This window comes from Azospirillum oleiclasticum (assembly GCF_013423485.1).
Classification (GTDB): Bacteria; Pseudomonadota; Alphaproteobacteria; order Azospirillales; family Azospirillaceae; genus Azospirillum; species Azospirillum oleiclasticum.
The window spans coordinates 105,026-125,333 of record NZ_JABFFR010000019.1; the positions used below are offsets into that span (position 1 = coordinate 105,026).

Below are 20,308 nucleotides of genomic sequence, written 5' to 3' on the forward strand. Positions count from 1 at the left end.
TGGCCGCCCAGGTCAGGCGTCGCCGGCGCCGGGTCAGGACGCCTTGCGGCGCCGGGGCCGGCGGGACGGACGGGGAGATTCGCCGTTCCCGGTGGGGGGCGGAGCGGCATGGCGCCGGGGGGCCGACAGGCGCTCGAAAATCTGCTGCGCCGGCCGCCGGACCTCCGGGTTGACGTCGAGCAGGAACCGCTCCCCCCGGACAAGGGCGACGAAGGCCGCGAAGACCGGGGCGTAGCGATCCGCATGCCCGCTGTCCCCGAACCACCCGATCAACTTCTCCCCATACCCCCGCATCTCGGCAAGGCGGAGGACGCGGAGCAGGTCGTCGAAGGTCCCGAACGGGTCGGCACCGTCCTCCTCCAGCCCATCGGCCAGGGCCGCATCGAGATGGCCGGTCGCCACCCCGAAATTGTCGGCGGCGAACGCGATCCCGGCATCGATCAGGGCCAGGGCGGCGGCATCGCCGTCACCCAGGGCGGCACGCTCTTCCTGCGCAGCCGACCATTGCCCGGTCATGATCCGGGTCCAGACGATCTTGCTCCGCGCGACCGGGGAGTTGCCCCAGAAGTCGAGCGCCGCACGGAATGCCGCTTCGGCCGACGGGCCGTCCTCCAACACGTCCAGCTGAAGGCTACCCTTTGCGATCAGGGCATCGTACGCGTGGCCATCGAGTGTTCGCGTGTTCGAAGCGCGCAAGACCGCCTCGTCGTAGGCTGTAATAGCATCAGCGATGCGGCCGAGAATGCCGAGTTGGCGCCCCTTGTTAGCAGATGCCTTGACGACTGCCCGCACCAGATCTCCATCCTCAGACGCGGCAAAGCGAGAAATCAGATCGTTGAATGCAGAAATTGCTTCACCACCGCGGCCAATCGAGATAAGTTTATTGCCCTTGTTAAAGAGGGCCATAGCGACAGATTTTCTCACCTCAATATTATTATTATTTCCAAATTTTTCGAAAATAAGATCATACTCTTTTATTTCATTTTCATCATCATTCATATCTCCAAATATAATCCCAAGGCCAAGCATAGATCGAGATACAACAGTCATCATAAATGGGTCTTTTGTATTTTCATATTTATTAATTATTTTTCTAAACAAGATAATAGCATTGCAAAATTCATTTGACTGATAATAAATTCTCGCCTTTTTAAATAGAGATAGAGCCCATGACGGATCTACCAAAGCGTTTGGATCGCCGTTACCGCTATCCTTCACCCCCACTCCGAATGCCTCCTCATACGCCGCCAGCACCGCCTCCCGATAATACGGGTGCCAGCGGCAGGTGGCCTCGTCGCGGGCCTCGGCGGCCATGCGGTCGAGTTCGTCGGGGGTGTAGAGGCGGCTGAGGAACTTGGTCAGCCAGAGGAGTTTCTGGCGGGCGCGGCGGGTGCCGTGGCGCATCAGGTACCAGATGTTCAGGAAGCGCTCGGCGATCTGGTAGCCGGAGCGGGCGCCGGAGGTCTCCACCTCCTGGACGAACCCCTCCTTCCTCAGTTTGTCGAGGTGGGTGGAGATGGTGGTCACCGGGATGCCGGTCGCCGCGGCGAGGTCGCGGGAGAGGATGGGGTCCCAGTTCAGGGCGATGGCGTCGATGACGGCGCGCTGCTGGGCGGTCGCGTATTCCTCCACCCGCGCCTTGTAGAAGGGGGTGACCTGATCGAGCAGGGCTTCCAGGTCGGCGAAGGTGGTCTCCCCCTCGCTGCGCTCGATGATCTGGTAGATCAGCGCCAGCACGCGCGGGTTGCCGCCGGTCAGGGCGTAGAGGGTGCGCAGCCGCTGCGGCTCGGTGGCGAGCACCCGGCGTACCGGCTCCCCGGCCGGACCCCGCCGGTCGGCCAGCGAGCGCACGCAGCGCATCAGCTCCTCCTCCCCCAGCGGCTCCAGCAGATGGGGGTGGAAGAACTCGTAGAAGGCGGCGTCGCGGTCGCCGCTCTGGTTGATGAAGTGGGTGGCGGCACCGATCACCACCGGCCCATCCGCCATCTGGAGGATGCGGCGCAGCGTCCATTGGTGCGTGTCGTCGAGCGCGTCGAGGATGAGGTCGAGGTTGTCGACCAGCAGCACCGGCCGCCCGCCGATCTCCCGGCACAGGGCCAGGAAGGCGTCGGCCGCCGGGTCCGCCTCGCGCCATTCCGGCCGCTCGATGGCGCGGTCGATGCGGGCGGCCATCGCCTCCCGCCCGTTGCGGTCGCACCATTCCGCCAGCGCGTCGCCGCAGTTGCGCCAGAAGGTGGCGAGGGTGAGGACGTTGTACTGCTCCTCCCGGAACTGGAGGGGGATGAAGTGTTGGCGCAGCGCCTCGTCCTGCATCACCCCGATGGCGATCCGGCGCAGCAGGGTGGATTTGCCCATGCCGCGCTGGCCGACGATCAGATGGTGTTCGCTGTCCCCCCCGCGCGCCTGCCGCCGCAGCACGTTCAGGAGCCGGTCGAAGAATTCGCCGCGCGCCACGAAGGCGGCGACGAAATCCTCGTCGCTCATGGACTTCTGATTGTAGAGCAGAGGCAGGGGAAGGAAGGTCACGCGACATACTCCAGCCAGTAGCGGCGTAGCAGACCGGAGCGGTAGCGCCAGCGGCCGTCATCCTTCACCAGATAGCCGTCGTTGCACAGGCTGAGGAGCAGGTCCTTCAGATCCCGCAGGCTGACCGCGCCCGGCGTGGGGTTGAAGAGCCCCAGAAGCGTGTCCTCCGTCTCGCCACCCGCGGTTTCGCAGCAGCGGGCGAGGATCATCTCGAGACGCCCGGTGTCCTCGGGGAGGAAGTTCTTGCGGATGTGTTCGCCCCATGGGGCGAAATAGCTGCGGTGGAGCGGCGACAGCAGCGCCTCGAACGCCCGCTCCACCTCCACCCGGCCGGCGCTGGCCCGGCCGCCCGCCTGCGTCGGCGCCGCGGGCTTCACGAGGCGGGCGATGTGGCCGAGGTAATAGGGAGACAGCCAGCCCAGCTCGCGGGTGAGATGGGCGAATCCGTCGTCGGTCAGGTCGTAGGGCTGGTCGAGCAGCCCGTCGTTCGACTGTTCGGAAAGGTAGGACCGCGCCGCGCCCTCGTCGAAGGGGGCGAGGCCGAAATTCTCGAAATCCAGCAGGGCACCCTCCAGACCCAGGCGGCGGGCCACCACGTCCAGGCCGATGGAGCCGGTCAGCAGCCACGACACGTTGGTGTGTTCCTGCTGAAGGCGCCGCAGGTGGTAGAGCATCGTGCGCGCACCATCGGGGTCCTTGCGGCTGAGTCCCCACACGAACAGCGAGAACTCGTCGATCATGATGACGGTGCGCGTGCCTTGCTGGTGCAGCGCGGCGATCAGCGTGTCGGAGAAGATCCGCGGGTCGGTGGTGCCGAGCATCTCGGCGAGCGAGGAGCCGGCGTTCCCGGACCTCGCCTGCTTGAGCTTGGTCGTCAGGAAGTTCGTGACCGAGCCGACGATGGTCTGCTTCCCGTCGATCTCCTGGCAGAGGGTGCGCAGGAAGGCGGCTTCGCTGTCGATCCCCTCCACATCGATGCGGACGCAGGTGACACCGGCGGCGGTCAGGTCCCCGTCCACCTTTTTCATCAGCCATGTCTTCCCGATGCGGCGCGGCGCCAGCATGAGGATGTCGGTTCCGCCGAGCAGCAGCCTCATGAGACGGCGACGCTCCTCCGGCCGATGATGCAGCGCGACGGACATGCAGGAAGCCTTCTATTCCTGACAGGATCGTCATGACGTACTCTTTATGTCTTGTCCAATAAATTCCATCTTCAATAAATTTCATACATCCGTACGCCGTCGATGCGCACTGCGGATGTCGCCGCCACGCTCCCGATGAACGCGCAATTTCTGACATCGAATCCACTTTTCAGACGCATGGGCGGAGCACCGCCGACCGAGCATGGTCCACGCCGGCTGCGATCATCATCCTGACGCGTGCAGGGAGCACACTCGAACCCAGGGAATAACGAAGCGGAACCTTCCGTTCATCCCCCGGCAGCCGTACCCGGGCCGCAAGAGCGCGGGCGGCATGCGCACAGGAGGCGCACGATGGTATCCGCACGCTGGGTGGCATCCTTGATGACCGCGTCGTGCATGATGGTATCGATCACGAACACCGCGACGGGGGCGACCGGCACGACGGCGCCGGACCCCGTCGCCAGGGCCGAGGCGGCCTTCCAGTCCGGCGCCGTCCGGGCCGGTATGGACATCCTCGATCCCTACTGGCGGGTCCTGCCCGCCGATCCCGCGCGGCAGGCGGCGCTGGCCGACCTGTTCGCCCGCTACCCCTCGGCCCGCATCATGGCGCTGGCCGATCTCCGGCGGGCGGCGGAGGGCTTCGCCGACAAGGCGGCGGCCCTGGCGGCGGCGCGACAGGTGGCGCGCGCCGCGGCGCTCGGTCTGGGCGGGCCGACGCCGGGAGCACCCGGCGGCCCGGCCCCGGCCACGCGGTCCACGCTGGATGAGTTGCAGCGGACGATCGCCACGCGGGCGGCGGAGCAGAACCGCCGAGGCACGGTGGCATGGATGCTGACCGACCCCTACACGGAGGTGCCCGGCCTGACCACGCCCGAGGCCGAGACGATCATTCTGGACCGCACGCTGGCGCACGCCCGAACCACCCCCTCGGCGGAGACGTCGAACGCCATCGCCGCCCATCTCGGCCGTCACCCCAACGACGCGGCCAAGATCGAGCGCGTGCGAAGCCTTATGCCGCAGCTCGTCCCGACCGGGAACGGGCAACCCGTAGCCTTCCAAATCCTGAGCCCCGAAGGGAACACCATCACGGTCGTCGTGCAGACCCTGTCCACATCGCCGGGGTCGGCGCCCTCGGTGAGCGTCTCCTCGGGGCACCGTGAGCGTGAGTCCCGGGAGGACCTGGAGGATCGGCTCGAGCGCCAGCAGCGGGAGTTCATGACCCGGATGCAGCAGGAGGAGGAGGCGCGCCGCCGCGCCGCGGAGAGACACCGGCGCGACGTCGAGGACCACAATCGCCGGCAAGAGGGGCTCGAACGAGCCCGGCGTTACGCGGAGGAAGCCCGCCAGCGGACGGAAGAGATGAACCGCTCGTACGAAAAACAACAGGCGGAGATACGGCGTGCCCGCGATGAGGCGGAGCGCCGCCTGAGGGAGGAGCGCCTCGAGAGGGAGATCCGTCTTCTGAAGGAGGAGCGTGACGCGGCGGAGCGGCGGCGCAAGCCCTGACCCATCGCCCATGTCCGGAAATCCGGACATCGCCCGCCCCCGGCCGTCCGGAAACCCGGAACACCGCGCCAAGAGCCACCGCCAACCCCTTGATCTAAAAGCGTACCGACGAACGGCACGGCGCTTGCGAAGTCTCCCTCGGGTCAACGGGGAGGAGGTCAACCGTGCCATTCACCGCACTGGCGATCGCGGCCGCCATCGCCGCCGCCGCACCGCTGCTGCTCATCACCCGCCTGCCGCCGGCCGTTCGCGGCTGGGCGGCGGCGGCCGTGCCGTTCGCCCTGTTCGTGGGCTTCGCCACGATGCTGCCCGGCGTGGCGGCGGGGAGCATCCCGACCGACGTGATGCGCTGGGTGCCGTCGCTGGGAGTCGAGCTGGCCTTCCGGGTGGACGGGCTGTCCCTGCTGATGGCTCTGCTGATCACCGGCATCGGGGCGGGGGTCTTCGCCTTTTCCGGGCGCTATCTGGCGGGGCATCCGCGACAGGGGCGGTTCCTGGCGGTGCTGGCGCTGTTCATGGCGGCGATGCTGGGCACGGTCACCTCCGACCACCTGATCGCGCTGTTCGTGTTCTGGGAACTGACCAGCCTCACCTCCTTCCTGCTGATCGGCTTCAAGGGCGAGAGCGAGCGGGCGCGGGCGGCGGCGCTGCAGGCGCTGCTGGTCACCGGGGCCGGCGGGCTGATGCTGCTGGCCGCGGCCCTGCTGCTGGGTCAGGCGGCGGGCACCTTCCGGCTGTCGGAGATCATCGCCGCCGGGCCGGCGCTGACCGAGCACCCGCTGGCCCCGGCCATCCTGGTCCTGCTGATCCTGGCCGCCTTCACCAAGTCGGCACAGGCGCCGCTGCATTTCTGGCTGCCCAACGCCATGGAGGCGCCGACCCCCGTCAGCGCCTACCTGCATTCCGCCACCATGGTGAAGCTGGGGGTCTATCTGCTGGCCCGCTTCAACCCGGTGTTCGGGGGGGAGGAGCTGTGGACCGGCGCGCTGGTCACGGCGGGCACCGCCACCATGCTGGTCGGCGCGCTGCTGGCCCTGCGCGAGACCGACCTGAAGCGGGTGCTCGCCTATTCCACCGTGGTGGCGCTGGGCACGCTGGTGATGCTGCTGGGGCTTCAGGATCCGATCGCCGCCACCGCGGCCATGACCTTCCTCATCGTGCACGCGCTCTACAAGGCCAGCCTGTTCCTGGTGGCCGGCATCATCGACCACGAGACGGGCACCCGCGACGCCACCCGGCTGGGCGGCCTCGCCCGTTCGATGCCGGTGACGGCCGTCGTGGCGCTGGCCGCCGGCCTGTCCATGGCCGGACTGCCGCCCTTCGTCGGCTTCGTCGGCAAGGAGCTGCTGTACGAGGCGAAGCTGACCCACCCCGTCGCCCCGCTGCTGCTGGTCGGGGCCGGTGTGCTCGCCAACGCCGCCATGGTGGTGGTCGGCGGCATCCTGTCGGTGCGCGCCTTCCTCGGCACGCCGCGCGGGCTGGAGACGACGCCGCACGACCCGCCGCCGGAGATGCTGGCGGGGCCGGCGGCGCTGGCGGCCGGCGGCGTGCTCTTCGGGCTGCTGCCCGGCACGCTGGGCGGCTGGCTGGTGGAGCCGGCGGTGAGTGCCGTGATGGGCAGTGCCGCGATGGGCAGCGCTACCCCGGCGCCGCTCGCGCTGTGGCACGGGTTCACGCCGGTGCTGGGCCTGTCGGTGCTGACTCTGGCGCTGGGGATCGCGGTCTTCCTGCGTTGGGAGCCGCTGCGCCGCCGCATGGAGCGCTGGCACCTGCTGGACCGCCACGGGCCGGAGCGCGGCTACACCGTGGCGCTCGGCGGCTTCCAGTGGCTGGCGGCGTGGCAGACGCGCCTGATCCAGCCGGGCAGCCTGCGGGTCTACGCCACCGTGACGCTGGCGGTGATCGCCGCGGCGACCGCCGCACCCATGCTGTTCGGCGGCGGCATCGCGGTGCCGGCCGGCTGGCTGGACCTGACCGTGTACGAGGCCGGGGCGGCGCTGCTGCTGATGGCGGGGGCGGTGGCCGCGGTGGTGGCGCGCGGCATGCTGGCCGGCATCATGGCGGTGGGCGTGGTCGGCTTCGGCTCGGCGCTGGTGTTCCTGCTGTTCGGGGCGCCCGACCTCGCCTTCACCCAGTTCGCGGTGGAGGTGCTGTTCATCGTCATCCTGACCGCGGTGCTGCTGAAGCTGCCGCTGCGCGAGCCGGAGCACCGCACCCGCGGCCAGCGCCGGACCGACGCGGCACTCGCCGTGGGTGTGGGCAGCGTCGGTGCGCTGGTGATGCTGGCGGTGCTCGCCAGCCCCTTCGACCCGACGCTGGGCGCCTGGTTCGGCGCGGCCTCGGTGCCGGAAGCGCACGGGCGCAACGTGGTCAACGTCATCATCGTCGATTTCCGGGCGCTCGACACGCTGGGTGAGATCACCGTGCTCGGCCTCGCCGGGCTGGCCGCCCTCGCCATCCTCAAGCGCCGCCCCCAAGCGCCTCAAGGAGGGGCATAGGCCCATGCCGTCCGTGATCCTGCGCACCAGCGCCCGGCCGCTGCTGGCCCTGATGCTGGTCTTCTCGCTCTACCTGCTGCTGCGCGGCCACAACGCGCCGGGCGGCGGCTTCATCGGCGGGCTGTTCGCGGCCAGCGGCTTCGCCGTCTACGCCATCGCCTTCGGCCGGCGGGCGGCGGAAGCGGCGCTGCGCTTCACACCGAAAGCGGTGCTGGGCGCGGGGCTGCTGCTGGCGCTGGTCAGCGGCCTGCCGGCCTTCCTGCTGGGCGAACCCTTCCTGACGCATCTCTGGTGGTCGGTGCTGAGCACGGCGCTGGTCTTCGACGTCGGGGTCTACCTGACCGTGGTGGGTGCCGTCTGCGCCTTCCTGTTCGAACTGACGGAGGAGTGAGATGGAGCCGCTGCTCGCCATCGCCTTCGGCGTGATCCTCGCCGCCTCGGCTTACCTGATCCTCAGCCGCAACGTGCTGCGCATGGTGCTGGGGCTGATCCTGCTGGGCAACGCCGCCAACCTGTCGATCTTCCTGTCCGGCCGGCTGGTCGGGCCGACGCCGCCGATCGTGGCGGCGGGGATCGACGCGCTGGTGGCCGGGGCCGCCAACCCGCTGCCGCAGGCGCTGATCCTGACCGCCATCGTCATCGGCTTCGCCTTCGTGTCCTTCGTGCTGGTGCTGGTGCACCGCGCCTACGGCGCGCTCGGCACGCTCGACACCGAGGCCATGCGGGAGGCGGAGCCGGCGCACGAACCGCCGCAGCCGACGCCGGTGACCAGCCCCGCCCCGCGGAAGGAGGCCGCGTGATGGACGGCCTGATCCTCCTGCTGCCGCTGATGATCCCGCTGGCCGCGGCGGCGCTGACGGCCATGCTGTGGCGCAGCGTGCGGGCGCAGCGCGCCGTGGGCGTCGCGGCGGCGGTGGCGCTGCTGGTCGCGGCGGTGACGCTGCTGGTCCGCGTGCTCGACGGCGGCGTGGTGGCGAGCCAGATGGGCGACTGGCGCGCCCCCTTCGGCATCACCTTCGTGGCCGACCGTTTCGCCGCCATCATGGTGGTGATCGCCGCCACCATGGCGCTGGCGACCACCGTCTACGGCCTCGCCCACGACGCGCTGGACCGCGAGCGGGCGGGCTTCCACCCGCTGTTCCACGGGCTGATCCTCGGCGTCATCGGGTCGTTCCTGACCGGCGACCTGTTCAACCTGTATGTCTGGTTCGAGGTGATGCTGATCGCGTCCTTCGGGCTGCTGATCCTCGGCGGTTCGCGGGAGCAGATCGACGGCGCGCTGAAATACGCCGTGCTCAATCTCGTCGGCACGACGGTGTTCCTGATCGGGGTCGGCTTCCTCTACGGCATCACCGGCACGCTGAACATGGCCGACCTCGCCGGCAAGGTGCCGCTGGCGGAGAACCGCGGGCTGGTGTCGGCGACCGCGGTGATGCTGCTGGCCGCCTTCGGGCTGAAGGCCGCTGTCTTCCCGCTGTTCTTCTGGCTGCCCGCCTCCTACCACACGGCCCCGCCGCCGGTGGCCGCGATCTTCGCGGCCCTGCTGACCAAGGTCGGCGTCTACGCGATGATCCGCGTCTTCACGCTGGTCTATGGCGGGGCCGCGGAATGGGTGGGGCCGGTGGTCGCGGTGTTGGCCGCGCTGACCATGCTGACCGGCGTGCTGGGGGCGGCCGCGCACTACGACATCCGCCGCATCCTGGCCTTCCACATCATCAGCCAGATCGGCTTCATGCTGCTGGGGCTGGCGGTGTGGACGCCGCTCGCGCTGGGCGGGGCGGTCCTCTACATCGTCCACCACATCGTGGTGAAGGCGAACCTGTTCCTGATCGCCGGCGCCATCGAGCGGGCGGGCGGCTCCTACCAGCTCAAGGATCTGGGCGGGCTGTCGCGGTCGCAGCCCCTGCTGGCGGTTCTGTTCCTGATCCCCGCCCTGTCGCTGGCCGGCATCCCGCCGCTGTCGGGCTTCTGGGGCAAGCTCACGGTGATCCGCGCCGGGCTGGAGCAGGGGCATGCCTGGCTGGCCGGGGTGGCGCTGCTGGTCGGGCTGCTGACGCTCTATTCCATGATCAAGATCTGGAACTACGCCTTCTGGAAGGAGCCGCCGGAGGGAGCTCCCGCCGTCTCCGGCCTGACCGGACGCACGCGGCTGCTCATGCTGGCGCCCATCACGGCGCTGGCCGCCGTCACCCTGACCATCAGCCTGTGGGCCGAGCCCTTCGTGGCGGTGTCGCTGGAGGCCGCGGCGGAGCTCCTGTCGCCGACCGCCTACATCGCCGCCGTCCTCGGCTCCCCCGCCCCGGGTCCAACCGTCCTGGGAGCCTTGCCATGACCCTTCTCCGCTGGCTGGACCTCGCGGTCCTCTTCGTCAAGGAGCTGCTGCTGTCGGCTTGGCAGACGGCGTGGCTGATCCTCAGCCCACGGCGCGACTGGCGCCCGGCCATCGTCGCCGTGCCGCTCGACGTGACAAGCGACGCCGGCATCACGCTGCTGGCGGACATGGTGACGCTGACCCCCGGCACCACCAGCGTCCACGTGTCGGAGGACCGCTCCACCCTCTACGTCCACGTCATGAACTCGGCCGGACCGGAGGAAACCGCCGAGGCCATCAAGACCGGCTTCGAAACCAAGATCCGGAAGGTGCTGCCATGACCCCGACGCTGTTCCTGACCTTTGCCACCCACGTCTCCATGACCGTTCTGCTGCTGTCGGCCGGCATCCTGACGCTGCGCCTGATGCGCGGGCCGTCGGCGGCCGACCGGCTGGTGGCGGTCGACATGCTGGGTCTCGTCGCCGCCGCCTGCTGCGCCGGGGCGGCGCTTCTGGCCGGCCACGCCGCCTTCCTGGACGTGGCGCTCGGTGTGGCGCTCGTCTCCTTCCTGGGCACCGCCGCCTTCGCCGGCCTGCTCGAACGGGCCGCCGATCAGGGCGGCGCCGCCCGCCTGCCCGCGGAGTGACCGCCATGGCCGAGATCCTCGCCGCCATCCTGCTGCTCGCCGGCTCGGGCATCGTGCTGATCGCCGCGGTCGGCGTCGCCCGGCTGCCCGACGCGTACCTGCGCATGCACGCCGCCACCAAGGCCGGGGTGGTCGGGGCCGGCACGGTGCTGCTGGGGGCGGCCGTCGCCTTCGGCAGCCCGGAGGCCTGGCTGACCGTGCTGTTCGCGCTGGCCTGCCTGCTGCTGACCACGCCGATCGCCAGCCATCTGCTGGGCCGCGCCGCCTATGTGTCGGGCGCCCCGCTGTGGCACGGCACGCAGGTCGACCACCTCGAGGGGGTGCTCGACCGCCGGCCGGCCCCGTCCGACCCCATCCGAACCGAAGGGAGGAGCACCGCCATGCCCACCATCCGCGATCTGGGCGCCCGCGACCTGCGCCGCGCCACGCCGACCGCAAAGGCCCCGACCGCCCAGGCCCCCGAGGCCACGCGTGTGCGCCGCATCCTGGCGGTGCTGCCGCCGAACGGGGCCGGCGACACGGTGCTGGGCCACGCCGTCAGCGCGGCGCGGGTGCATGGCGCCGCGATCACCGGCCTGTCGGTGGTCGATCTGCCGCGGCTGGCGGAGGTCGGGCCGATGCCGGTGGGCGGCGGCACCTACGCCCGCATGATGGCCGACACCCGGCTTCGCCGCTGCCGCGAGCGCATGGCCGACGCGCTGGAGCGGTTCGAGGCCGACTGCCGCCGCTTCGGTTTGACCCACGCGCTGCGCCACGAGGAGGGCGACGCCGGCGCGCTGGTCGAGGCTGCCTCGGCCGCCCATGATCTGGTGCTGGTTCCGGCGACGCGCGCGCTCTGCGACGACGAGGCCGGCGACCCGCTGCGCACCGCGCTGGGGCTGCTCGCCCGCGGGGTGCGGCCGGTGGTGGTGGCCGCCGGCCCGGTGCGGCCGGTGCGCCGTGTCGCCTTCTGCCACGATGGCAGCGCGCGGGCGGCACGCACGCTCTCCTGGCTGGCCCAGCTCGGCCCCTGGCCGGAGGCCGAGGTGAGGCTGGTCGGGCTCGGCGAACCGTCGCACGCGCTCGACACCGCGCTGTCGGAGGGGGAATCGCTGTTGGTGGCGCACGGCCGCCGGTGCGCGCGCGGCGACACCGTGGCGGGCGGCGAGGATCTGCTGTCCGTGATCGCCGGCGGCCCGGCACCGGAGGTGGTGGTGATCGGCAACGCCGGGGGGCTGCTGCTGCCGATGCGGGTGTGCGCGAGTGCCGCACTGCGCGCGCTGCACGATCCCGACCGGCCGGTGGTGCTGGGATGACCGCGGCACACCATCTATGTCCCGGCGCGCGCACACGGACAGGCGGGGGACATGGGGGTATCGGCGTGGATCGGGCGGGGCTTCACGCTGCCGTGGGTGGTGCGGCTGCCGCTGGTGGCGGCGGTGCTGATCTTCGCGGCGGCGGTGGGCACCACCCAGACCGCCGTCGGCTGGATGTTCGGCCGCCAGGCGGATCAGACGCTGGGCCTCGCCTCGGCCGTGCTCGACACCGCGGCGGCGGCGGTGCAGCCCTATGTGGCGCTGGAAAGCCCGGCGCTGATGCAGGCGGCACTGGCGCGGCTTCTGGCGGCGGCACCCGGCCTGGACGTCCGCACCATCACGGTGCTCCGCCCGGACGGGTCGGTGCAGGCGGAGGCCGGGGCGCCGGAACGCCCGCCCCCCGGCCTGACCGGCCAGCCCGGCCGCTTCCTGTTCGATGCGGACGGCGACGGCGCCTGGCTCGCCCGGTCGCTGTCGGGAACCGAGCCGGTGACCGGCTGGATCGCCGTGCATGTGGATCTGGCGACGCTGTACGGCGAGCAGCGCTCGCTGCGCGCGGCGATGGCGGGTCTCGACCTGCTGCTCAGCGCCTGCGGCGCGCTGCTCGGCTACCTGCTGGTCAAGCGCATGCTGCGCCCGGTGGTGGCGCTGACCGGCCGCATCGAGGCGGCGCAGCGTGGCTTGCCCGAGCTGGTGCCGGACCGGGAATTGCCGCCGCCGGGTACCGAGTTCGGCCGGCTGCTGCGCGGCTTCAACCGGATGGTGGTGGCGGCGCAGGAGCGCGAGCATCTGGCCGCCCAGCTCGCCGAGCAGGACAAGGCCGCCGTGCTCGGCCGGCTGGCCGCCACCGTCGCGCACGAGGTGCGCAACCCGCTGGGCGGGCTGATCAACACGGTCGACACCCTGAAGAGCTTCGGCGACGACCCGACGGTGCGCGCGCAGTCGCTGAGCCTGCTGGAGCGCGGGCTGGTCAGCATCGGGGAGGTGGTGCGCGCCGTGCTCGACACCTACCGGGCGCCGCCGCAGGGGCGCACGCTGGGTGCCGACGACTTCGCCGACCTGCGCTTGCTGACCGAGCCGGAGGCGACGCGGCGGCGGGTGGCCCTGGACTGGTCGGTCGATGTGCCGGAGCGCCTGCCGGTGGACGCGGTGCAGACCCGGCAGATCGTGCTGAACCTGCTGCTGAACGCCTGCGCCGCGACGCCGCCCGGCGGGCGGGTGCGCTTCACCGCGGGGGTGGACGAGGGGGCGCTGCGCATGGCGATCGCCGACGAGGGGCCGGGGCTGCCGGAACCGGTGGCCGGCCGGCTGACCGCGCCGACCGCCGCTGCGTCGGAGCCGGGCAACCGCTTCGGCATCGCCGTGGTGGTGCGGCTGGTGGAGACGCTGAACGGACGGGTGTCCGTCCGCTCCAGCCCCGGCGCGGGAACGGAGATCGCGCTGACCCTGCCCTTCGCCACCGAGGAGGCCACCCCATGACGGAGCCCGTCCGTGTCGTCCTGATCGAGGACGACCCCATCATGGGCGAGTCGCTGGTGCAGCGGCTGACACTGGAGGGCTTCCCCACCGTCTGGGCGAAGACCGGGGCCGAGGGGCTGGCGGCGCTGCGGCGCGAGCGGCCGGACGCCGTCATCTCCGACATCAAGCTGCCGGATCTGAGCGGCGAGGAGGTGTTCCGCCGCGCCCTGCCCGAGCTGGGCGGCGTCCCCATCCTGTTCATCACCGCCTTCGGCGAGATCGAGCAGGCCGTGCGCCTCGTGCGCGCCGGGGCCGACGACTATCTGACCAAGCCCTTCCCCATCGGCCGGCTGGTGGAGCGGCTGAAGCGGGTGACGCCGCGGGCGCGGGCCGCCGTGGCCGGACCCGCCGGCTTCGCCCGTTCGGACGCCACGCGGCGGGTCGAACAGGCCCTGCGCCGCGTCGGCCCGATCGACAGCACGGTGCTGCTGACGGGCGAGACGGGGACCGGCAAGGAGGTCGCCGCGCGCTTCCTGCACGCCGTGTCCGACCGCGCCGACAAGCCCTTCGTCGCCGTCAATTGCGCCGCCATCCCGCCGGAGCTGATGGACAGCCAGGTGTTCGGCCACGAGCGCGGCGCCTTCACCGGCGCCCAGGCCCGCCACATCGGCTTCGCCGAGCAGGCCGAGGACGGCATGCTGTTCCTCGACGAGGTGGCGGAACTGCCGCTGGCGGTGCAGGCGAAGCTGCTGCGGCTGTTGCAGGAGCGGAGCTTCACGCGGGTCGGTGGCACCCAGCTTCTGGAATTCCGCGCCCGCGTGGTGTGCGCCACCAACGCGGACCTGACGGAGATGATCCGGCGCGGCGGCTTCCGGGAGGATCTCTATTACCGCATCCACGTGATCGCGCTGACCCTGCCGCCGCTGCGCGACCGGCGGGAGGAGATCCTGCCGCTCGCCGCCGGATTCGTGGCGGAGATCGCCGCCCGCTTCGGCCGGCCGGAGCCGCGCATCGGCGATTCGGCGCGGCTGGCCCTGCTCGACCACCCCTGGCCCGGCAACGTGCGCGAGCTGCGCAACCGCATCGAGCGGGCGGTGGCGCTCGGCGAGGGCGACGGGCTGGAACCCGCCGACCTCTTCCCCGAGCTGGGGCTGACCGCGGCCGAGGCCGCCCCGGTCGCCAGCCTGTCGGAGGTGCGCGACGAGGCGGAGCGGCGGCACATCCTGGCCGCCCTCGACCAGACCGGCGGGCAGATCGCCCGCGCCGCGTCCCAGCTCGGCGTGTCCCGCACCACCCTGTGGGAGAAGATGCGCCGGCTGGGCATCGACCGGAAAACCATGGAGGACGAGCCATGACCGCCCCCGCCTACGCCACACCCCGTTGGAAAGCGGCGCTTTACCTGTCGGTGCTCGGCGCCGGGCTGGGCTGGGCCGCCTGGGGCGATCTGGTCGGCGTGCGCGTGCTGACGGTCGGCGACACCGAGCCGGGCACGCTGGACCACTGCCTCGCCACCCACCTGCCGGAAACCACCAACGCCCTGGCCGCCCAGGCGGTGGGGCGCGCCTGCCGGTCCGCGGTGGCGGAGGGTGGACCGTCGCCCTACGCCGCCTGCATCCTCTCCTCGCTCGACGGCATGCTGTCGCGCCAGGGGGCCGCGACGACCGAGCGGGCCTGCCGCGCCGGGCCGGAAGAGGCATCCCTTGACGGCGGGGAGCCGCGTCCACACCTGTAGGCCACTTGGATCCGGGCCCCTCTGGCGACTTAGACGTGGTCGCGATGTCGGATCTCTTCACCTGCTCTTGCGCCGACGGGCGTGACCGCACTTGGAGGGACCGATGCCCCCATGGACCAGCGACCCCACAGCCTGCCACCCGCCGGATGTCCCGACGACGTGCTGCGCCGCATCCGCCGACGGCGCGGTCGCGTAACGGCAGGACACGCCCTCCCGAATCCACGCTCACTGCCAACCAAGGAAAACACGAGGACCGCAATGGACCAGACCGAACGCCAGATCATCGACGACCTGTTCGCCAAGCTGCGCCAAGCCGAGGCCCAGTCCGGCCCGCGCGATGCCCAGGCGGAGGCCTACATCCGCGATCAGGTCGCCCGCCAGCCCGCCGCCCCCTACATCATGGCCCAGTCCATCGTGATGATGGAGCAGGGCTTGGCCGCGCTGCAGGGCCGCGTCGAGGAGCTGGAGCGCCAGCAGCGCGAGCGCCCGGCCGCATCCGGTGGCGGCGGGCTGTTCGGCAGCCTGTTCGGCGGCGGCCGTCCCGCCACTCCCGCCCCGGCGCCGCAGCGGATGGGCATGGGCGCCTCGCCCTGGGGGCAGCAGCCGCAGACGCCGGCCTACGGCGATCCGCGCGTCGCCGGCTACGCCAACCCGCACCAGCAGCGGCCCGGCGGCGGCTTCATGGCCGGGGCTGCGCAGACGGCGATGGGTGTGGCCGGCGGCATGCTGCTGGGCAGCGCGCTCGCCAGCGCCTTCTCCGGCGGCGAGGCGGCGGCGGCGGAAGCCGCCAGCGCCGTCACCGAGCAGCTTCCGGAGGATCCGGGCTTCGAGGACATGGGCTTCGACGAGGAGCTGTAAGGTCCGCGTGTAACCCTCTCCCGCTCCCGGGGCGGGCTATCGGATTCACAGTTCGCGTTGCGTTGCGAGGAGAGCGACGCCCCGTTCAGCGGCTTGGAATTCGAGCCAGCCTTGGTGCATGACGACGGGTCCCGGCTTTCCGTAGTCGCCGGTCCATCCTCCGAGCCTGGCGCAGACCCAGGCGGCGTAGGCAAGCGAGCCCTGGGGGTGGGGATTTTTCTGTCGTGCGGTCTTTGCCTTGCAGCGTTTCGCACCAGGCGTCCAGGAGCACCGCGTCCTCGGGATCGAAGGCGTCGAGCAGCGGGCGCAGTGGTGCCGGCCCCTCACGGCCATCGCGGGCATGGACGAGTTGCTGGATGGTGATGGCCGCGATCACGGTGGCCATCACCAGCCGGGCCACCGCATCCTGATCCTCGATCAGCAGGTGTTCGATGTCGAACCCTTGGGTCTTCAGGGTGCGGAACACCTGCTCGATCGCCCAGCGGCGACGGTACAGATCGATCACGGCGAAGGCTTGGGCGAGGTCCGTCACGCCGGGCGCCGTCCAGCCAGCGCCGGCTTTCCTTCGCCGCCACCGGCGTCGGCTCCGGCGGTCCTCACGCCGGCCCGCTTCCCGCGTCAGGAAGCTCGCCGTCACCAGCCCGATGATCGCTCCATCCTCGGCGTCCACCGCCAGCACGGGATGACGATAAAGACCGCCCCCGCCTTGGGAGCGGACCACCGTTGTGTCCTGGATCGCCAGGATCGACCGGCCATGACAGCGCTCCGAGCCGTCCGACGGCCCGCCTCGGCCGCCATCTCATCCACCGTCGCCGCCTCATTGCGCAGAAGACGCGTCAAGCGGATCTCACCCGCCCGGCTTCCGCCAAGCCGGCGAACCCGAACGCCACGCCCTCCCGACTCTGACCGCACAACCGAATCAGAAACTCGGAGGACACGCAATCCTCGTTGTGTGAATGCCATAGCCCGCCGGAGGCGGGAGAGGGTGTCATCTCACTCCAAAAAATCGCAATGCGCCGCGACGTGGGCGGCAAGGCCGAGCGTGTGGTCGCGGACGAGGCGTTCGGCGAGGTCGGCGTCGCGCTGCTCCAACGCCTTGATGATGGCCTTGTGATCGTTGATCGACCGCTCCGCTCGGTTGTTCTGGCCGATGGTCAGCTTGCGGATCGCGCGGATGTGGATCAGCAGGTTGTCGGTCATCTCCTGGATCAGCTTGGAGCCGCTGAGCCGGATGATGCTCTTGTGGAAGTCCAGATTGGCTTCCGAATATTCGGTCACATGGTCGGTCGGGCTGCGCTGCTCGAAATTCGCGAAGAGCTGCCAGAGCCTGTGGATCTCCTCGCCCGACGCCGACTGCGTCGCCAGCCGGGCGGCCATGCTTTCCAGCGCCGCCCAGACATGGATCATCTCGATGATCTCCTGCTTGGTCTTGCGCACCACGAAGATGCCGCGGCGCGGCAGCAGGCGGATGAAACCCTCCTGCTCCAGCAGGGTCAGCGCCTCGCGGATCGGGGTGCGGCTGACGCCCAGCAGGTCGCTCAACTGCCGCTCGTCCAGCCGCACCTCCTCGGGATGGTCGTAGATGTCCATCTCCGTGATCGCCTGCTTCAGCGCCTGGTAGGCCTGGTTGCGGAAGGTGGTGGTGGTGGCGAGCGGCTGAACCTTCAGCGACGGCATGGACGTCGTCATCGGTGATCCTTCACAGGCAGGCGCGACAGGGGTGCACGGGAAACCTGCCGGAAAGCGGAGCCGTCCGGGCAGACGGATTCCCGTATAACACATACCAGATGCGCCTGAGAACCGCGCCGCGCCACCCCTTTCCACACAACAGCGGTAAAGTGACCGATCGCCACCCCCCGACCAGCGGCCCCATTGACAGCCAGCCGAGCGGGGTGCCACACCCTGCCCCCTCGAATCGGGACGGCGACAGGAGATCGGCTGGATGGTGACGCTCACCGAGCAGGCCGATGTCGACTATCTCCTGATCTCGGCGATCTTCGCGGCGATCACCAGCGGCCTGCTGGGTGCGTTCCTGCTGGCCACCGTCCACGGCCAGCACGCGGCGGCCCGGCAGGCAGGCGCCCTGTCGCCGCTGTTCGCCGCCTGGATCCTGCCGTTGGGCCTGCTGCTGGGTGCCTTCTGGACGCTCGCGGCGCCGGCGACGACGTCCGTCGGCGTGGCCGCTGCCACATCCGCGCTGGTGATGGTGCTGCTGGCGATGCCGGACGTGCACGCGCACACACCGGCGACCCGCGTGGTCGCCGGGGCTCTGTGGGGGATCGCGCGGATGACGCTGCTGCTGAGCCCCGCCGTGGTGCTGGACGCCGCACCGGCCTGGGCTCTGTGGTTCGGGCTGGCCGGACTGGTGGATGCCGTGGCGCCGGCGGCCGGCGGCGAGGACCAGGGTGTGCGCGCCGCGCGCATCGGCGGGGCGGTCAACGGCGCGGTGCTGGCCACGCTGCCGGTGTTCCTGTTCCTGACGAAGTGAGTGGACGCGTTCGGCCCCCCTCCCGACCTCCCCCCGCTCTCGCAGGGGGAGGAGAATAAGCCTACTCCGCCGCCTCGGCCAGCCGGTGGTTCTGGCCGATCTCGTGGGCGGCCAGCAGTTCCAGGGCACGGACCATGGCGGAATGGTCCCAGGCGCTGCCGCCGTTGGCGGCGCAGGCGTTGAACAGCTCCTGGCAGGTGGCGGTGTTGGGCAGACTGAGCCCCAGCGCGCGGGCGCCGGCGAGCGCCAGGTTCAGGTCCTTCTGGTGCAGCTCGATGCGGAAGCCGGGGTTGAAGGTTCGCTTGACCATGCGGTCGCCGTGCAGCTCCAGGATGCGCGACGAGGCGAAGCCGCCCATCAGCGCCTGCCGCACCTTCGCCGGATCGGCCCCGGCCTTGGAGGCGAACAGCAGCGCCTCGCCCACCGCCTCGATGGTGAGCGCCACGATGATCTGGTTGGCGACCTTGGTGGTCTGGCCGTCGCCGTTGCCGCCGACCAGCGTGATGTTCTTGCCCATCCGCTCGAACAGCGGCTTGACCGTCTCGAACGCCTTGTCCGGCCCGCCGACCATGATGGTGAGGCTGGCGGCCTTGGCCCCCACCTCACCGCCCGACACCGGGGCGTCCAGGTAATCGCAGCCGAGCGCGTTGATGCGGCGGGCGAAGCCCTTGGTCTCGATGGGGGAGATCGAGGACATGTCGACCACGATCTTGCCCGGCGACAGCCCCTCGGCCACGCCGTCGGGACCGAAGAGGGCGGCCTCCACATGCGGGGTGTCGGGCACCATGGTGATGATCACCTCGGCCTTGTGCGCCACCTCGGCCGCCGACACGCACTCGACCGCGCCCTTGTCGAGCAGGGCCTCCGGTGCCGGACGGATGTCGCGCACGAAGAGGCGGTGGCCGGCGTCGATCAGGTGACCCGCCATCGGGGTTCCCATGATGCCGAGCCCGATGAAACCGATGTCCATTGGGGTTCCTCCCTGGATGAGCGTGGGTCAGGCGGCGTCGGCGCGAGCCGGCTGGTGGGGGGCGAGCCAGGACAGGCCGTCGCTGGTGCGGCCGGCCGGCTTGTACTCGCAGCCGATCCAGCCGGCGTAGCCCAGCCGGTCGATGGCCTGGAAGATGAAGGGGTAGTTGAGCTCTCCCGTGCCCGGCTCGTTGCGGGCGGGGACGTCGGCAACCTGGATGTGCGCGATCACCGGCAGCAGCCGTTCGACCGTCTTCACGATGTCGCCCCGCATCACCTGCATGTGGTAGACGTCGTACTGGATGAAGAGGTTGTCGGAGCCGACCGCCTCGATCAGCCGTTCGGCCTGGTCGGTGCCGGACAGGTGGAAGCCGGGGATGTCGCGGGTGTTGATCGGCTCCACCAGCAGCCGGATGCCGGCCTTCTTCAGCTCCGCCGCGGCGAATGCCAGATTGTCCACCAGCGTGCGCTCCACCGCGTCGGCCGCAACCCCGGCCGGCGTCTTGCCGACGAGGCAGTTGACCTGCGGGCAGTCCAGGGCGGTGGCGTAGGCGATCGCCTGCCCGACGCCGTCGCGGAACTCGCCCGCGCGCGCCGGGTCGGTGGCGACGCCGCGGTCGCCCGCCGCCCAGTCGCCGGCCGGCAGGTTGTGCAGCACCTGCGTCAGCCCATGGCGCTGGAGCTTCTCGGCGAGCTGCTCGGCCGGATAGGGGTAGGGGAACATGTACTCGACCGCCGTGAAGCCGTCCGCCGCCGCCGCCGCGAACCGGTCGAGGAAATCGTGCTCGTTGTAGAGCATGGTGAGGTTGGCCGCGAATTTCGGCATGGATGGCTCTCCCTGGTCGGCAACAGGCCCCCTCCCCGCCGGGGAGAGGGTTT

At 70.6% G+C, this 20,308-nt stretch carries 19 protein-coding genes; 13 read left to right on the forward strand and 6 right to left on the reverse strand.

Annotated elements, in window-relative coordinates; translation table 11 throughout:
* Positions 1–33: 33 nt before the first annotated feature.
* Both HL658_RS36645 and HL658_RS19435 read right to left on the reverse strand, forming a co-directional pair.
* A complete protein-coding gene (locus tag HL658_RS36645) occupies positions 34–2,526 on the reverse strand; it encodes an AAA family ATPase (protein ID WP_211109797.1) in 2,493 nt (830 codons plus the stop codon).
* A complete protein-coding gene (locus HL658_RS19435) occupies positions 2,523–3,668 on the reverse strand; it encodes an AAA family ATPase (protein ID WP_180284061.1) in 1,146 nt (381 codons plus the stop codon). The genes HL658_RS36645 and HL658_RS19435 overlap by 4 nt, the downstream gene beginning before the upstream one ends.
* A 381-nt stretch (positions 3,669–4,049) precedes the next feature.
* Between HL658_RS19435 and HL658_RS37825 the strand changes: the two genes are divergently transcribed.
* The 12 genes from HL658_RS37825 (at position 4,050) to HL658_RS19495 (ending at position 15,972) form a co-directional block, all read left to right on the forward strand.
* A complete protein-coding gene (locus HL658_RS37825; RefSeq protein WP_180284060.1) occupies positions 4,050–5,174 on the forward strand; it encodes a hypothetical protein in 1,125 nt (374 codons plus the stop codon).
* Between the two features lie 164 nt (positions 5,175–5,338).
* On the forward strand, positions 5,339–7,672 hold the full coding sequence (locus HL658_RS19445; protein ID WP_180284059.1) for a putative monovalent cation/H+ antiporter subunit A: 2,334 nt from the start codon (positions 5,339–5,341) through the stop codon (positions 7,670–7,672).
* A gap of 4 nt (positions 7,673–7,676) precedes the next feature.
* The gene (locus HL658_RS19450; RefSeq protein WP_180284058.1) at positions 7,677–8,063 is read left to right on the forward strand and encodes a Na+/H+ antiporter subunit B; all 387 of its coding nucleotides are present in this window, start codon (positions 7,677–7,679) and stop codon (positions 8,061–8,063) included.
* A 1-nt stretch (position 8,064) separates the two neighbouring features.
* The gene (locus HL658_RS19455; RefSeq protein WP_180284057.1) at positions 8,065–8,472 is read left to right on the forward strand and encodes a Na+/H+ antiporter subunit C; all 408 of its coding nucleotides are present in this window, start codon (positions 8,065–8,067) and stop codon (positions 8,470–8,472) included.
* Positions 8,472–10,004 (forward strand): Na+/H+ antiporter subunit D, encoded by a 1,533-nt coding sequence (locus HL658_RS19460; RefSeq protein WP_180284056.1) that lies wholly within the window; start codon positions 8,472–8,474, stop codon positions 10,002–10,004. Before HL658_RS19455 ends, HL658_RS19460 begins: the two co-directional genes overlap by 1 nt.
* Positions 10,001–10,324 (forward strand): Na+/H+ antiporter subunit E, encoded by a 324-nt coding sequence (locus tag HL658_RS19465; protein WP_180284055.1) that lies wholly within the window; start codon positions 10,001–10,003, stop codon positions 10,322–10,324. The genes HL658_RS19460 and HL658_RS19465 overlap by 4 nt, the downstream gene beginning before the upstream one ends.
* A complete protein-coding gene (locus HL658_RS19470) occupies positions 10,321–10,629 on the forward strand; it encodes an MrpF/PhaF family protein (RefSeq protein ID WP_180284054.1) in 309 nt (102 codons plus the stop codon). Before HL658_RS19465 ends, HL658_RS19470 begins: the two co-directional genes overlap by 4 nt.
* Positions 10,630–10,634: 5 nt before the next feature.
* The gene (gene mnhG / locus HL658_RS19475) at positions 10,635–11,924 is read left to right on the forward strand and encodes a monovalent cation/H(+) antiporter subunit G (RefSeq protein ID WP_180284053.1); all 1,290 of its coding nucleotides are present in this window, start codon (positions 10,635–10,637) and stop codon (positions 11,922–11,924) included.
* 51 nt (positions 11,925–11,975) lie between these two features.
* Positions 11,976–13,403, forward strand: a complete 1,428-nt coding sequence (locus HL658_RS19480; RefSeq protein ID WP_180284052.1) for a sensor histidine kinase — start codon at positions 11,976–11,978, stop codon at positions 13,401–13,403.
* The gene (locus HL658_RS19485; RefSeq protein ID WP_180284051.1) at positions 13,400–14,737 is read left to right on the forward strand and encodes a sigma-54-dependent transcriptional regulator; all 1,338 of its coding nucleotides are present in this window, start codon (positions 13,400–13,402) and stop codon (positions 14,735–14,737) included. The genes HL658_RS19480 and HL658_RS19485 overlap by 4 nt, the downstream gene beginning before the upstream one ends.
* Entirely contained in the window at positions 14,734–15,114 is a 381-nt protein-coding gene (locus HL658_RS19490) for a hypothetical protein (RefSeq protein WP_180284050.1), read from the forward strand. Before HL658_RS19485 ends, HL658_RS19490 begins: the two co-directional genes overlap by 4 nt.
* A 258-nt stretch (positions 15,115–15,372) precedes the next feature.
* Positions 15,373–15,972 carry a DUF2076 domain-containing protein gene (locus tag HL658_RS19495; RefSeq protein ID WP_180284049.1) on the forward strand — a complete coding sequence of 200 codons (600 nt, stop codon included), beginning with the start codon at positions 15,373–15,375 and terminating at the stop codon, positions 15,970–15,972.
* An 85-nt stretch (positions 15,973–16,057) separates the two neighbouring features.
* Here the strand turns inward: HL658_RS19495 and HL658_RS37245 are convergent, their stop codons facing one another.
* Positions 16,058–16,693 carry a transposase gene (locus HL658_RS37245; RefSeq protein ID WP_211109798.1) on the reverse strand — a complete coding sequence of 212 codons (636 nt, stop codon included), beginning with the start codon at positions 16,691–16,693 and terminating at the stop codon, positions 16,058–16,060.
* A 272-nt stretch (positions 16,694–16,965) separates the two neighbouring features.
* On the reverse strand, positions 16,966–17,661 hold the full coding sequence (locus HL658_RS19505) for a GntR family transcriptional regulator (protein WP_180284048.1): 696 nt from the start codon (positions 17,659–17,661) through the stop codon (positions 16,966–16,968).
* A gap of 253 nt (positions 17,662–17,914) precedes the next feature.
* On the opposite strand from HL658_RS19505, the gene HL658_RS19510 reads away from it, so the two are divergent.
* Positions 17,915–18,460, forward strand: coding sequence for a hypothetical protein (locus HL658_RS19510; RefSeq protein ID WP_180284047.1), 546 nt, complete (start codon positions 17,915–17,917; stop codon positions 18,458–18,460).
* Positions 18,461–18,521: 61 nt separating this feature from the next.
* Here HL658_RS19510 and glxR read toward each other — a convergent pair whose 3' ends face one another.
* Entirely contained in the window at positions 18,522–19,430 is a 909-nt protein-coding gene (glxR, locus tag HL658_RS19515; protein ID WP_180284046.1) for a 2-hydroxy-3-oxopropionate reductase, read from the reverse strand.
* Between the two features lie 27 nt (positions 19,431–19,457).
* A complete protein-coding gene (gene hyi / locus HL658_RS19520; RefSeq protein WP_180284045.1) occupies positions 19,458–20,255 on the reverse strand; it encodes a hydroxypyruvate isomerase in 798 nt (265 codons plus the stop codon).
* Positions 20,256–20,308: the final 53 nt, after the last annotated feature.